This is a genomic window from uncultured Brachybacterium sp., from assembly GCF_947500705.1.
In the GTDB taxonomy this organism is placed as follows: Bacteria; Actinomycetota; Actinomycetes; order Actinomycetales; family Dermabacteraceae; genus Brachybacterium.
In genome coordinates this window covers 264248-278822 of the sequence record NZ_CANMSY010000003.1, presented here as the reverse complement: position 1 = coordinate 278822, position 14575 = coordinate 264248, and the positions used below count along the sequence as shown (strand labels likewise).

The window sequence follows — 14575 nt, the reverse complement described above, 5'->3', positions numbered from 1 at the left end:
TAGGGTTCCGAAGGTCGATCTCGGTGACGGAGACCGACCCCGTCGTTTTGCTCGGCTTGCTCGGTGACGGAGGGGGCCAGGATCAGGCTGCTGCGATCCTCATCATCAATGCGCAGGCCATGGAGTTCGCCCAGCTGAACCACTCCCGGGTGAACGTGGCGGGGTCATCGGGGTCGAACCCCTCGTGCATCCGACCGGTGCCCGCATCGGTGGCGAGGAGGGACTCAAGGCAGGAGACCGCCTCCTCCGGCGTCCCCGTCAGCCCCTGCACGGCCAGCGCGATGTGCCAGACGTAGCCCTCAGGGGTGTGGGGGCTGCCGACGCCGGAGGCGTGGCGGCCGGTGAAGTGGAACGGGTTCTCCGGTCCGAGCACCCAGGCGCGAGTAGCGAGGTAGCGAGGGTCGGTGGCGGCGATGTCACTGGTCAGCGGGAGGGACAGCAGCGACGGCATGTTCGCGTCGTCCATGCACAGCTGGTGTCCGAGGCCGTCGACCTCATAGGCGAACCGGCCACCCACCATGCCGTGCTCCTCGACGCCAGCGGTGATGTCGCGCGCCAGGGACTCGGAGTCGGTGCGCAGGGCGGCGTCGTCCCAGAGCTCGGCGAACTCTCCGATCATGCGCAGCGCCATGGTGGCCATGAGCTGTGCGGGGATGTTGTAGCCGAAGGTGCAGGCGTCGTCGGAGGGGCGGAACCCGCTCCAGGTCATGCCGGTCACCGCCACGGGGGCGCCGCGGCCGTCCCGGGGCAGCGTGTCCTGCGGCTCGGTGGGGCGCACGTGCCGGTAGGGGGATCGCTCGTCGTGGTGCTGCTCGAGCCGCCACAGATCCACGATGGTCCGGCATCCCGTGTGGACGGCCTCACCCAGGTGCGAGGCGTCGCCGGTGGCGCGCCACAGCTGATGCGCCAGCTGCACGGGAAAGGCGAGCGAGTCGATCTCATACTTCCGCTCCCATACGCCCGGGTGCAGATCGAGGTCCTCGGGGTCGAAATGGGCGCCCGTGTCGCAGGCGTTGAACGCATTGGCGTACGGGTCCAGGGCGATGCAGCGCCACTGCTCGCGCACGAGGCCCTGCAGCACGTCCACCACCTCGGGGACGTGCACCAGGTGCAGGAACGGCAGCACCTGCGCCGAGGAATCGCGCAGCCACATGGCGGGGATGTCGCCGGTGATCACGAACGTGCCCTCGCCATCGCGCGACATGGTGGTGCTCCACGTATCCAGCATCATGCCGGTGAACATCTCGGCGGCGCGAGGGCCGGTGCGGGCCTCGATCCTCGAGGACCAGTGCGCGATGGCCTCGGTGACGCCGGCGGATGCGGGGTTAGTGATTGTGCGCATCGAACGCTCCTCGGGTGCTGCTGGTGGTGTCAGGGTGCGAGCGGCACCAGTTGATGTCGGCGGCGGTGAGTCGGCGCAGGTGGTGTCCGAACCCTTCGAGGGAGTCGAGCCCGCCGGGCGTGCCGGACCACAGCTGCTGGGCCACGCTGGCCCCGCGGGGCCAGGCGAAGTATTCCGCGCGTGCCGGGGTGCGGATGTACTCGCTCCATAGCTGGAACTGGCCGCCCAGCACCCTGCTGCTGGCAGGGACGTCGAGAACGGTATGCAGCTGCCCCACCTTCTGCAATGTCAGGGGCCCGCCGATCGACAACGGATGGCCGGGGGTGCCCTGGTGGTGGTCCAGGTAGGTGAACTCGGCGGGGGCGGCGATGACTTCGTGGCCCATCGCCGCTGCGCGGGAGATGGCCTGCGCTTCACGCCACACCATGATGGTGGTGCCCTCCGGGGCTCCGCCGTCGAGGACTTCGTCCCATGCGATGACCCTGCGGCCGGCGTCCAGGACGTGCTGGCAGATGAGGTTCTCGAACCATGCCTGCGCCGCTTTCCCGGTGGTGGCGCCGATGGACGCCATCGTGGCGCGCGAGATGGGGTCGGTCAGCCACTCGCGGTCCGGGCATTCGTCCCCGCCGACGTGGAGGGGTGATCCGGGGAACAGGTCCATGGCCTCGTCCAGCACCGTGGTGCAGAAATCCACGGTCCTCCTGCTGAGCTGCAGCACGTGCTCGGAGACTCCCCAGCAGGTGCGAGGGTGAGACACGTGGTCGCAGGCGCCGAGCCATGGATATGCCGCGATGGCGGCCTCCATGTGGCCCGGCATGTCGATCTCGGGCACCACGGTGATGCCCAGTCGGGTGGCCTTGGCCATCAGCGTCCCGATCTCGGCCACCGTGTACGAGCCGCCGTGGGGCCGCCCGTCGTGATGCGCGACGTCATCGCAGTCGTTCTCGTCGGGCGGGGGCTGGTGTCCCGGCAGGGTGCCGGGCCGCCAGCCGCCCACTTCGGTCAGCAGCGGGAACGAGGCCACCGGCAGGCGCCAGCCCTGGTCGTCGGTGAGGTGCAGGTGCAGGACGTTCAGCTTGTGCATGGCCATGGTGTCGAGGTGCTTCAGCACATATTCCATGGGCAGGAAGTGGCGTGCCACGTCGAGCATCGAACCGCGCCAGGAGTACCGCGGCGCGTCCTCGATCATTGTGCGCGGAAGCCGCAGGTGTGCCGGCTCCATGGGGCCGGGTCCGTAGACCTCGGGCGGTAGGAGCTGCAGCAGGGTCTGCACGGCCCAACCAGCCCCACGGGAATCGCCGGACACGATGTTGACGCGCTCATCGATGTCGAGCCGGTAGGCCTCCGCGCCGAGTGTCTCGTCGATGGCGAAGGACACGTCGGCCTCCGACGGAACGGCCACGTCGCGGAACCTCACCCCCGCCGATCGGCGGAGGTGCTCGGCTAGCACGCCCGCCGCGTCACCGCCGCCGAATACCGCCACGACGGGGCCCAGCAGCAGGTCCCCGCCTCGGCGCTGCCACGAACGCGGCGTGGGCACCACCGTCATGGCAGCTGCCCCGGTTCCCAGGCGAGGACCAGGGGGTCGGTGAGAGAGGCCGCGTGGGCATCGCCATGTCCTGCCCCGGCAGCACCGACGGTGAGCACGAATGCTCCTGCGGCCTTCCCGGCGGCGGCGCCGACGGGGGAGTCCTCCACCACGACGCACGTCTCCGGCTCGACACCGCAGCCGCGGGCGGCTGCCAGATAGAGGTCCGGTGCAGGTTTGCCGCGGGCTACGTCATCGGTCCCGACCGCAATGGTGAACACGTCATCCCATCCCATCCTCGTCACCATGTCCGACACGATGATGCTGGGGGAGTTCGAGGCGATCGCCAGCGGCACCGTCAGTGCCAGGCGCCCCAGGAGCTCGGTGGCGCCCGGCATCGTCATCACTCCTTCTGTCAGGCGCACGTGCAGGAGTTCCATGAATCGCTGCTCCGCCGCGGCGGGGTCCGCACCCGGGTGGGCGTCCATGAACTCGTCGATGATGTCCGCGGTGCTCCCGCCCAGCACATCGGCGCCGCGTTGCGCGGGGCCGGCGTTCTGCCAGAGGTCATCAGTGGCGGCGGACCATGCGTGCTCGGAAGACACCAGCGTGTTGTCCATGTCGAACAGCACGGCGCCGATGTGCTGGGGCAGGGCGGTCATCGAGTGAGCTCCAAGCTGAGAGGTGAGAGGTGAGGGGTGAAGGGGGAGTCGTCGAGGCGGTCGGTGCTGTGCCCTGCCGCGCCCGCTGCTGCGGTGTCCTGCAGCGCCTGCTACTTCAACGCCCCCTCGGTGATCCCGTCGATGAACTGCTTGGCACCGATGATGAACACGATGATCAGCGGTACCACGGCGATCAGCGCGCTCATCATGAGCATGCCGTAATCAGTGCCGTGGGTGGTCTGCAGCTGGGACAGGGCCACCTGCAGAGTCAGGCGGGAAGGGTCGTTGAGCACGATCAGGGGCCACATGAAGTCGTTCCAGGAGCCGATGAACGTGAAGATTCCCAGGAACGCGAGAGCAGGGCGCGCCGAGGGCAGCGCGACGTGGAGGTACTGACGGAAGAAGCCGCAGCCGTCGATCGTCGCGGCTTCGATCAGCTCGGTGCGCACCGAGTTCTGGAAGAACTGCCGCAGCCAGAACACGCCGAAGGCTCCGGCCAGCGACGGCACGATGACGGCCTTGAGCTCACCCACCCAGCCCAGCTCGGTCATCATCAGGAACTGGGGGATGGTGGCCAGCTGCGAAGGCAGCAGGAAGGTCAGCATCACCACCAGGAACAGGATTCTTTTGCCCGGGAAGGAGAACTTGGCGAAGGCGAAGGCGGCGAGCGAGTCGATGAGCAGCACGAAGAACGTCACCGTCACGGCGACGAGGAGCGTGTTGGCCATGGCGGCCCACACGTTGATCGTGCTCATCACCGACTCGAAGTTCTCCCGGAAGCGGTCACCCGGCAGCAGCGGCGGCGGGAATTCGTAGATCGCCGCCGAACGGTGAGTGGACAGCACGAACATCCAGTAGAACGGGAAGAACGAGAGCAGGGCGCCGGCTGCCAGCAGCAGATGGCGCAGAAGCCTGCCGACGCTCCGCCGGACGGGTGGGCGCCGACGGCGCCGGGCTGTGACGCCGGCCGCCGGGCTGGTGAGGCGGGAGGACTCCGGAGCAGAGGTGGTGGTCATCGTGAACGCTCCCTCGTGGCGACCCAGTTGATGATCGTGAACAGGATGACCACGACCATCACTCCCCAGGCGATCGTGGCGCCGTATCCGTAGCGGTTCTCCTGGAAGGCGACCGAGTAGAAGTACAGCACCAGGGTCAGGCCCGAGTTGCCCACCCCACCGGCGCTCGAGGCACCGCCACCCTGGGAAGAGGTCATCACCTGCGCCTCGGTGAAGCTCTGCAGCGAGCCGATGGTCGACATGATCGTGATGAACATGATGATCGGGCGCAGCATGGGGACGGTGATGGAGAAGAAGGTGCGCACCGGACCGGCCCCGTCGAGCTGCGCGGCCTCATAGACCTGCTTCTCCACGGACTGCAGGCCGGCCAGGATGATCATCGCGTTGTAGCCCACGAAGCTCCATGCGGAGAGGGTGGAGATCGCGACCTTGATCCCCCATTCCGATTGCAGCCAGCGCACGGACTCCAGCCCGACGGAGTTCAGCAGCGCGTTCACGATGCCGAAGTTCGAGGAGAAGATCGAGCTGAAGAGGATGCCCATCGCCACCAGCGAGGTGATGTTGGGGACCAGGTAGGCGACCCGGTAGACGGTCGAGAAGCGCACCGCGGAGTTCAACCCGAGGGCGACCAGCGTGGCGAGGGTGAGGCACGGGATCGTCGTCATCACCCAGAGGATGAGCGTATTGCTCAGAGCCTTCCAGAACAGCGGATCCTCGAGCAGGTACCCGAAGTTCGTCAGGCCCACCAGGTTCCAGTCGCCGATCCCGCGCCAGTCGGTGAAGGCGAGGAACATCGTGAACCCGATGGGGATCGCGCTGAAGATGGCGAACAGCAGGAAGTACGGTGCCAGCGCCACATAGGCGGGCCGGGCACGCCGGGAGCCGAGGGCGATCGTGCCCGGGTCCGTGCGCCGCCCCGCCCCCCGCCCGCGTCCAGCGGACGCAGGCGAGGCAGCGGTGGCGGTGAGCTTCTGGGTGAGCGAGGTGGACATCGTCAGGAGACCGTGACGCCGTTCTGCTCGGCCAGCCGCTGGGCCTCGGAGACCGCGTCCTTCCACGCGGTCTCCGGGTCCTTGCCGCTGGCCTCGACCAGGGAGAGCTCGGCGTAGTACGGCCCGTTCACGATGCCGTCGCGCGAGTCCTCGTACAGCGGCCGCACGTACTCGGCCGCGCGCGCGAAGACCTCCGCAGCCACCTGACCACCGAGGAACTCGACCTCGCCGGTCAGCTCCGGCGAGTCGAAGGCGCCGGTGTTCGCGGGGAAGTTGCCCGAATGGGTGTACTCGATGGCCTGGTTCTGGGCGTTCAGCAGGCGCAGGATGATCTCGAAGGACTGCTCGTGGTTCTCGGAGCCGGACGGGATCCCGAGGAAGGATCCTCCCAGGTTGGTGGCATCTCCGGGATGCTCGCAGACGTGCCACTTGCCAGAGGTGTCGGGGGCGTCGACGACGAGGTCCGCCAGGTGCCAGGAGGCGCCGAAGTCCACGGGGAGCTTCCCGGCCGCGACCGCCGCGGCGACGTCCGGCGTGTTCGATTCCAGTGCGGCGTTTATCCCGGCCTCCTGGGCGGCGATCGAGAGGTCCCAGGCCTTGCGGATGTGCTCGTCATCGCCGATGAAGGTGCCGTCCTCGTCGATGAAAGCGGCCCCCGACTGGCGCCAGCCGATGTCGAAGACGGCGGAGAGGTTGCGGATGATGTAGGTGTCGGGGTCGGCCTTGTTCAGCTGCTTGCCGAGCTCGAACAGGGCCTCCCAGTCGCGGATCGCCGCGGCGAGATCCTCCGGGGTGGAGGGCAGGCCGTGCTGCTCGAAGATGTCGAAGCGGTAGAACAGGGCGGTCGGGCCGATGTCGATCGGGATGCCCAGCTGGCGGCCGTCCTTGGTGGTCGCCTGCTCCCACTTCCAGGCGACGTAGTCGCCCTTGTGGTCCTCGGCGCCCAGGGTGTTGAGGTCGACGAAGAAGTCGGCGACCTCGGAGAAGTGCGCGATGTCCTCGCCCTTGATCCCGGTGAGGTTCGGCAGTCCGGACCCTGCCTGCAGCGTGGTCTGGAGCTTCTGCTTGAAGTCGCCGCCCTGGATGATCTGCTCGAAGTTCGCGTCGGGGAGGGCGGTGCGGATGTCCTCGACGATCGTGTCGTCGAAGCCCTCCGGCCAGTACCACAGCGTGGTCCCTTCGCCGGTGGCACCACCATCACCACCGCCGCCGGCGGTACTGGTCGAGCAGGCCGCGAGCAGGGCGAGCGAGCTGGTGGCGGCGCCGAAACCGAGGGCGGTGCGGCGGGAGAACGGGGTGCGGATCATGGATCTCTCCTTTGAGACGGGTGATGCAGGTGAGGGTGAGGCGGGCTGGGGAGCTGGGGTTGGATCGCAGTCGGCGGCCCGCGGCGTCCGTCCGACCAGTGGAGGGGGTGCATGAGGTCAGCTCTGCCCGGGTGTCTCGGTGAGGAGCGTTTCGAGCGCTTCGGTGCACTCCAGACGGTGCTCCCGGGCGAGGGCGGCAAGGTGGGCCAGGTCGGGGGTGGTACCGGGGCCGGCCAGCCCGGCAGCGCGTGCGGAGGCTGCCAGACATGCCGCCTCCAGGGAGTCACGGAGCTCGAGGCCACGATCTCGCAGCACGATGAGCGCGGCGCCGAAGGTGTCGCCGGCGCCGGTGGGATCGACGGGGCCGAGCGCGGGTGCTCCCACCTCCACCTCGAGACCTGAGCGCGAGTCGATCCCGATGGCCCCGTCGGCCCCGCGGGTGACGACGGTGATCGGCACGAGGTCAGAGAGCCGGCGGGCGGCGGTGAGCGGCGAGTCGGTCCCGGTGTAGGCCATCGCCTCGACGTCATTGGGCAGGAAGCCCTCGCACTGTGCGAGGTGGCGCAGCAGGGCGCGATCCCAGGTGCCGGTCGCGTCCCAGCCGACGTCGGCCCACACCGAGGCGTCCGTCTCCGCGAGCCAGGGGAGGTCCTCGAGCCCGAGGTGCAGGGCGATCGAGGAGGCGCCGCGCACGTCCGGAGCGGGCGCGGCACCCGTGGGGGCGGGGCCGCCGGTGACAAGCGCGCGATCTCCGGCATAGGGGAGTGCGGAGGTCACCTGGAGGTCCCAGCCGGGCACGAGCTGGAGGCGGGTGGTGTCGACGCCGGAGTCCTCGAGCAGCGCACGGGTGATGCGGCTGACGGGCCCGTCACCGATCCGGGCCGCGATCGCCGTGCGGGCTCCGAGCGCGGAGGCCGCAGCGGAGAAGTTCGCGATACCGCCGGGGATAAGCTGGGCGCGATCGGTGAAGATCTCCTGCCCCGGGGTCGGTGCTGCGGGGAGGACCCCGTAGAGGACGTCGAGGAAGAGCTGGCCCACCGCGAGCAGGTCCACCTGCAGGGGCATGACCGTGGCGCTCGCTGGCGCTGCGCTCGTCGGCGCTGCGCTCGCAGGCACGAGACCCGCAGGCGCGGCGCTCGCGACGTCGATCGGGGAGGGGTGCATCGATGCTCCGTTCCTCGGCGGCTCGTGGCACATCGCTGTGACCCGAGAAGATGACGCCCATTGTGCGCAGATGATTGCAGATGGTCAAGAGTGATCACAGATTGGGATTGAAGAGCCGCAAATCGGGACAGTTTGAGCGCGCATGAGCGAAAGTGTTGCTATCGCGGCGTCGCGAGGGATAGCGTGTCCCAGGTGATCAGAGTTGCCCGCCTCGATGCGATCGAGTCCATGCTGCAGGAGCAGAAGGTCGTCTCCACCCACGAGATCGTCGATGTCCTCAAGGTGTCGGGAGCGACCGCTCGTCGAGATCTCGACGACCTGGTGGCCGAGGGGCGCGTGGTGCGCGTCCACGGCGGCGCCAAGCTGCCGGAGAATGCCGAGGAGGATCCATCCTCTCTCGACGCCGAGGTGACCGAGGGATCCACCCCCCATGAGGCGGCAGAGGTCGATGAGCCCTTCCATGAGGTCCTCACGCGCAACTCCGCGCTCAAGCGCACCCTCGCTCGCGCCGCCGCCGCACTGGTGGCGGACGGCGAGACCCTCTTCCTCGACATCGGCACCACCACCTATGAACTGGCCCGCTGTCTTCTGGACCGTCCGCTGACGGTCGTCACCAACTCGCTCGGCGTGGTGGACGTCCTGTCCGCCTCGCAGCGCGGGAAGCTCGTGGTGCTCGGTGGTGAGTACAACCGCGAATATCGCTGCACACAGGGTCGGAGCGTCCAGGAGGAGCTGCGCGAGCTCCACATCGATCGTGCTTTCCTGGGCTGCGCGGGCATCACGGAGCTCGGCATCGTGCGCGACAACGACGCGCGCCAGGCTGCGATCAAGCGAGCCGCGGCCGAGTGCAGCGGCGAGACCACCGTGCTCGCCGACTCCTCGAAGATCCCCGGTATCGGTGCCTACACCGCGCTCGAACTGGCCTCCGTGGACAGACTCGTCATCGACCGCCCCCTGCCGACGGCGCTCGCTCGCCTCTGCGCCGACGCCTCGACGGAGGTCCTCGTCCCATGATCCTCACGCTCCTCGGGGGAGGCGGATTCCGCGTCCCTCTGGTGTTCCGCACCCTGCTGGCAGATCGGTCCGAGGGTCGGGTGACCCAGGTGCGACTGCACGACAGCGACCCAGCGCGCCTCGCCGCGATGACTAAGATCCTCACCGCGATGGCGGACCGGGCTCCCCACGCCCCCGAGGTCATGCACTGCGAGGACCTCGCCGAGGCGGTGCGAGGCGCCGACTTCGTGTTCTCCGCGATCCGGGTCGGCGGCACCGAGGGACGAGCCGTGGAGGAGAGGATCGCTCGAGAGCTGGGGATCCTCGGGCAGGAGACCACGGGGTTCGGTGGTATCAGCTATGCGCTGCGCGGCCTGCCCGTCGCGCTCGACATCGCGCGCACCCTTGCCGACGTCAATCCCGAGGCCTGGCTGATCAACTTCACCAACCCCGCCGGGATCGTCACGGAAGCCAGCCGGCAGATCCTCGGCGACCGGGTCATCGGCATCTGCGACTCGCCGATCGGCCTCGCCCGTCGGGTGCTCGGCAGCCTCGAATCCGCGGACCTGGTCCCGGCAGGCACGACCCGCGAGGTCGGCGTCGGCGGGGGTGACGTGCGGCTGGACTACGCGGGACTGAACCACCTCGGATGGCTCCAGGGGCTCGAGGTGCACGGCGAGGACGTACTGCCCCGGCTGCTGGAGCGGCCGGATCTCCTGGAGAGCTTCGAGGAGGGGCGGCTGTTCGGCGCTGAATGGCTGCGCACCCTGGGCAGCATCCCCAACGAGTACCTCCATTACTACTACTTCGCGCGCGAGACGGTGGAGGCCGACGGTCGCAGCGACGCCACCCGCGGTGTCTTCCTCGCACAGCAGCAGCGTGAGTTCTATCGGGCCGCTGCGGAGGCGGGTCCTGCGGACGCGGCCCAGCTGTGGGAGCGCACCCGGCAGCGCCGGGAGGAGACGTACATGGCCTCGAACCGCGAAGCCGCCGGAGGGGTGGGGCGTGACGCCGAGGACCTCGACGCCGGCGGCTACGACCGGGTGGCCCTCGCGATCATGCATGCGATCGCCCAAGACCGCCCCGCCCAGCTGGTGCTCAACGTCGCCAATCGCGGGACGCTCGAGCACCTGCCCGACGACGCGGTGATCGAGGTGCCATGCCTGGTCGACGCCCAGGGACCGCGACCGCTGCCCGTCTCCCCTCTGCCCGCGCATGCCCGCGGCCTGGTCCAGACCGTCAAGCATGTCGAGCGCACGGCGATCCGCGCGGTGACCGAATCACGCCGAGACCTCGCCATCGAGGCGCTGGCGCTGCACCCGCTCGTCGGCGGTGTGGGAGTCGCCCGTCGAGCATTCGATCTCGCGGCCGCCGAGTTCCCCGAGCTCGCCGCCCTGCGCTGACCAGGAGGTCCCGATGTTCCACGATGAGTCACGGATCCTCGCCCGGGTCGACCGCACCCAGCGCGAGCGCATCGCCCCCGCGGTGCAGCGCGATTTCGGCCCGCTCGCGGTGAGCGCCTGGGCCGTGCCCGGCGACGGCGAGCCGGTCCCGCCCGCCACCGTCCCTGCCCAAGGCCATTCTCCGATCACGCTGCCCCACCCCTGGGGCATCCCGTGGTCGACCACCTGGTTCCGGCTCGACGGCACGGTCCCCGCCGTGATGGACGGGGAGGTGCTGCGACTCGAGGTGGATCTCGGCTTCAAGGACGACTGGCCCGGCAACCAGTGCGAGGGCCTCCTCTTCGACGCCGGCATGACCCCGCTGAAGGCGATCAACTCCCGCAACCGCAGCGCGCTCGTGCCCGACGCGGCCGGCCGCGAGGTGCGCTTCCACATCGAAGCCGCGGCGAATCCCGACATGATGGAGCGGGGGACCGAGCCGACCGAGCTCGGCGACCGGCTCACCGCGCCGCAGGAGCCGCTCTACTCGCTGCGCAGCGCCCGCTGGGTGGTGCGTGATGAGAACGTGTGGGGGCTCTGGCACGACGTGGACGTGCTGCGCGGCCTCGCCGGGGAGCTGGAGGAGGGGTCTGTGCGTCGGGCCCGGATCCTCGCGGCCCTCGATGATGCGATCGACACCCTCGACCTCCACGATGTCCCCGGGAGCGCCGCGGCGGCGCGAGCGGTGCTCGCTCCGGCGCTCGCCGCCCCGGCGGGAGCGTCGGCGCTGCAGGTGACCGCGATCGGTCACGCCCATATCGATTCCGCCTGGCTGTGGCCGGTGCGTGAGACCGTCCGCAAGGTGGCCCGCACCTTCTCCAACGTCGCCGCGCTGATGGAGGAGTACCCCGAGTTCACCTTCACCGCGACCAGTGCCCAGCAGTACGAATGGCTGCAGGAGCACCAGCCGGCGGTGTTCGAGCGGGTGCGCTCGGCCGTCGCGGCGGGGCGCTGGTTCCCCGCCGGGGGCATGTGGGTCGAATCCGATGCGACGATGCCCGGCGGCGAGGCGCTGCTGCGCCAGTTCACCTACGGCACCAGATTCTTCGAGGCCGCGTTCGGGGTCCGCTCGCGCACCCTGTGGCTTCCGGACTCCTTCGGCTACTCCGCCGCTCTGCCGCAGATCGCCCGGCAGCTCGGGATGGACGGCTTCCTCACCCAGAAGATCTCCTGGAACCGCACCAACCAGCACCCGCACTCGACCTTCTGGTGGGAGGGGCTCGACGGCACCCGCCTGTTCACCCACTTCCCGCCGGTGGAGAGCTACGACTCGATGCTCACCGCGGACGAGATCTCCCATGCCGAGCGCACCTTCCACGAGAAGGGCCGTGCGAGCCATCAGGTGATCCCCTTCGGCTACGGGGACGGCGGTGGCGGGCCGACGGCCGACATGCTCGAACGTGCCCGTCGGCGCGCGGACCTCGAAGGCTCGCCGCGCGTGCGGATGGGGGACCCGGATGCCTTCTTCGACGCCGCGCGCGAGGAGTACGCAGAGGCCGCGCCGACCTACCGCGGAGAGCTCTACCTGGAGTTCCACCGCGGCATCTTCACCTCGCAGCTCGAGATGAAGCAGGGCAACCGCCGTGCGGAGCACGCGCTGCGCGAGCTCGAACTGGTCTGGACCTTGGTGGGCCTCGCCGGTCGCGGCGCCCTGGACCAGGCGGCGGTCGATGCGCTGTGGAAGCGGACCCTTCTGCTCCAGTTCCACGACATCCTGCCCGGCACCTCCATCGCCTGGGTGCATCGGGACGCCCGGGCCGACCACGCCGCGATCCTTGAACGGACGGCGGAGCTCACCAGCGAGGGCCTCGCACTCCTCGCCGCCGACGGGGCTGAGGAGCGCGGGCTGCTGAACCCCGGCCCGCACGCCCGCCGCGAGGTGATCGAGCTCGCCGGCGCCCCGCACCTCGTCGAGGTGGCCGGCTCCTCCCTCACGCCGCTCACAGAGGCGCTCGCCGCTCCGCGCGATGCCGTCACCGCCGTCGCGGACGGTGCCGGTGGTGCGATCCTGCGCAATGCCCACCTCGAGATCCACGTCGACCCCGATGGCGCGCTGCGCCGCGTGCACGATCGGAACGGGGACCGGGAGGTTCTCGCCCCCGGCGCCCGCGGCAACGAGCTCCAGCTGTTCGAGGACGTCCCCAACGAGTTCGATGCCTGGGACATCGACCGTCACTACCGGGGCAGTCGGCATGCTCTCCCTGTCGAGCCCGCGCCGACGCTCGAGATCCTCACCGCCGGGCCGCTGCGCGCCGCTCTCCGCATCGAGCGGAGGCTGGGGGATTCCCCCGCGACGATGACGATCAGCCTGGATGCGGAGTCCCGGCAGCTCGACATCGCCCTCGAGGTCGACTGGCAGGAGCGGGAGACCCTGCTCAAGGCGGCGTTCCCGCTCGCCGTCCGGGCCGAGCGCACCCTCGCCGAGACGCAGTTCGGGCACGTCGCGAGGGAGCTGCACGAGAACACCACCTGGGAGTTCGCGAAGTTCGAGACCGTGATGCATCGCTGGGTGCTCGCTGCGGAACCCGGCGACGGCGCGGCGCTGATCACCGACTCCACCTACGGCTACGACGCCATGCCCTGGTACGGGGACGGCGCCACCGGCACCCTGCTGCGGCTGAGTCTCATGCGCAGCCCGAACTGGCCCGACCCCCGAGCGGACCGCAGCCGGCGACGCCTGCGCTACGCGCTGCTGGTCGAGGCCGATCCGGTCGCCGCCGCACATGCCGGCTATGCCCTGAACCAGCCGCTGCGGGCCACGACGGCCCCGGCACGAGCCCGCGCCCTTGCCCGGGTGGAGCACCCGGGCGTGCATGTCGAAGCCGTGCTGCCGGCCCACGACGGCTGCGGCGACGTGATCGTGCGCCTCTATGAAGGCGGCGGCTCCCGGACCCGCACCGTGCTCCATCCCGGCATCGCCCTGACCCGAGCGCGAGAGGTCGATCCGCTGGATGAGCCGGTCGAGAACCCGCAGGTGGACCTCCATGCTGGTGACCTCGCCGCAGGCGCGGGGATCCCTCTCTCCCTGCGACCCTTCCAGATCCTCTCGCTGCGCCTCACCCCGGAGGACCTCTCATGAAGCTCCTGCTGATCGGACTGGACGGGGTTCGCATCGATCTCGCGATCCCCGCCGCACTCGACCGGCATGACGGGTTCGCCAGCCCGGACCATCCCGCGGACCCCCGGTTCGCCGCCGCACCCCGCCCTGCCGATGCACCGGAGATGCCCGCGCCCGGCGGTGAACCGGCGGCGCCCACCCTGTCCCGTCTGCTCGAGGGCGGGGCGGTGCTCCCGGTCTGGATGACCCCGCCCACCGACTCCGGGCCGGGCTGGGCCTCGCTGCTCACCGGCACCACCCATGAGCAGAACAACGTCTGGTGGAACGAGTTCGTCGGCCATCGGCTCGCCCGCACCCCGGATCTGCTCTCCCAGGTGTTCTTCGCCGACCCGTCGGCCCGCACCTTCGCCGCCTCCACCTGGGATGCGCTGGTCACCGCCGGCGGTGCGGGCCCCGTCATCCACCAGCGCACGGATCAGCAGCTCGGCGGGCAGCACCAGCTGATGGCGGCCACCGACTTCTCCCGCGGCTGCGTGAGCGCGGACGTGCAGGTGCGCACGCACGCCGCGTGGGTGCTCAACCACGAGGGGCCGGACGCGGCCTTCGTCTACTTCGAGGGGGCCGACGAGGCCGGCCATGCCCACGGCGCCGCGTCCCCGCAGTACCGGGCAGCGATCACCGCGGTCGACGAGCACGTGCGCTACCTGGTCAAGGCCGTCAGCGAACGCTATGAGCAGCTGGGGGAGGAGTGGCTGATCGCCGTGGTCACCGACCACGGCCACAAGCCCGGCGGCGGGCACGGGGAGGACGAGGAGGACGTGCGCCGCTCGTTCCTGCTGCTCCACCGGGTCGGGCCGGAGGGCTCCTCCACGTGGGTCCAGGACCGGGTCGCCGGGACTCCTGCCCTGCGCAGCGAGGACGTCACCCCGCTGCTGCTCGATCTGATCGGCGTCACCCCGGCGCGCTGGGAGGCCGGGCACGAGGTCGGGATACGGTGCGACACCCCCTCCGTCGGCCCGACGCGGAACCAGGCGTACGAGTGGTGAACCTCAGCACCCGTCACGCAGCACC

General features: G+C 69.8%; 11 protein-coding genes. 4 read left to right on the top strand and 7 right to left on the bottom strand.

What is annotated here, in order from left to right; translation table 11 throughout:
- Positions 1-82: 82 nt before the first annotated feature.
- The 7 genes from Q0937_RS07340 to Q0937_RS07310 all read right to left on the bottom strand — a co-directional run bounded on the left by Q0937_RS07340 (position 83) and on the right by Q0937_RS07310 (position 8011).
- Complete coding sequence (locus Q0937_RS07340) at positions 83-1342, bottom strand: glycoside hydrolase family 125 protein (RefSeq protein ID WP_299301699.1); 1260 nt, start codon at positions 1340-1342, stop codon at positions 83-85.
- The gene (locus tag Q0937_RS07335) at positions 1326-2891 is read right to left on the bottom strand and encodes a beta-N-acetylhexosaminidase (protein ID WP_299301696.1); all 1566 of its coding nucleotides are present in this window, start codon (positions 2889-2891) and stop codon (positions 1326-1328) included. Before Q0937_RS07335 ends, Q0937_RS07340 begins: the two co-directional genes overlap by 17 nt.
- The gene (locus Q0937_RS07330) at positions 2888-3532 is read right to left on the bottom strand and encodes an HAD family phosphatase (RefSeq protein WP_299301693.1); all 645 of its coding nucleotides are present in this window, start codon (positions 3530-3532) and stop codon (positions 2888-2890) included. Before Q0937_RS07330 ends, Q0937_RS07335 begins: the two co-directional genes overlap by 4 nt.
- A 110-nt stretch (positions 3533-3642) precedes the next feature.
- Positions 3643-4548 carry a carbohydrate ABC transporter permease gene (locus tag Q0937_RS07325; protein WP_299301690.1) on the bottom strand — a complete coding sequence of 302 codons (906 nt, stop codon included), beginning with the start codon at positions 4546-4548 and terminating at the stop codon, positions 3643-3645.
- Complete coding sequence (locus tag Q0937_RS07320) at positions 4545-5540, bottom strand: carbohydrate ABC transporter permease (RefSeq protein ID WP_299301687.1); 996 nt, start codon at positions 5538-5540, stop codon at positions 4545-4547. The genes Q0937_RS07325 and Q0937_RS07320 overlap by 4 nt, the downstream gene beginning before the upstream one ends.
- A gap of 2 nt (positions 5541-5542) precedes the next feature.
- Positions 5543-6847 carry an extracellular solute-binding protein gene (locus Q0937_RS07315; RefSeq protein ID WP_299301684.1) on the bottom strand — a complete coding sequence of 435 codons (1305 nt, stop codon included), beginning with the start codon at positions 6845-6847 and terminating at the stop codon, positions 5543-5545.
- A gap of 117 nt (positions 6848-6964) precedes the next feature.
- Positions 6965-8011 carry a carbohydrate kinase family protein gene (locus Q0937_RS07310; RefSeq protein WP_299301681.1) on the bottom strand — a complete coding sequence of 349 codons (1047 nt, stop codon included), beginning with the start codon at positions 8009-8011 and terminating at the stop codon, positions 6965-6967.
- A 192-nt stretch (positions 8012-8203) separates the two neighbouring features.
- Between Q0937_RS07310 and Q0937_RS07305 the strand changes: the two genes are divergently transcribed.
- Genes Q0937_RS07305 through Q0937_RS07290 form a run of 4 tightly spaced genes read left to right on the top strand, consistent with a single transcriptional unit; the run spans position 8204 to position 14550 of the window.
- Positions 8204-9025 carry a DeoR/GlpR family DNA-binding transcription regulator gene (locus tag Q0937_RS07305; RefSeq protein ID WP_299301678.1) on the top strand — a complete coding sequence of 274 codons (822 nt, stop codon included), beginning with the start codon at positions 8204-8206 and terminating at the stop codon, positions 9023-9025.
- A complete protein-coding gene (locus Q0937_RS07300) occupies positions 9022-10407 on the top strand; it encodes a 6-phospho-beta-glucosidase (RefSeq protein ID WP_299301675.1) in 1386 nt (461 codons plus the stop codon). The genes Q0937_RS07305 and Q0937_RS07300 overlap by 4 nt, the downstream gene beginning before the upstream one ends.
- A 13-nt stretch (positions 10408-10420) precedes the next feature.
- Entirely contained in the window at positions 10421-13525 is a 3105-nt protein-coding gene (locus Q0937_RS07295) for a glycoside hydrolase family 38 C-terminal domain-containing protein (RefSeq protein WP_299301672.1), read from the top strand.
- A complete protein-coding gene (locus Q0937_RS07290) occupies positions 13522-14550 on the top strand; it encodes an alkaline phosphatase family protein (protein WP_299301669.1) in 1029 nt (342 codons plus the stop codon). Before Q0937_RS07295 ends, Q0937_RS07290 begins: the two co-directional genes overlap by 4 nt.
- Positions 14551-14575: the final 25 nt, after the last annotated feature.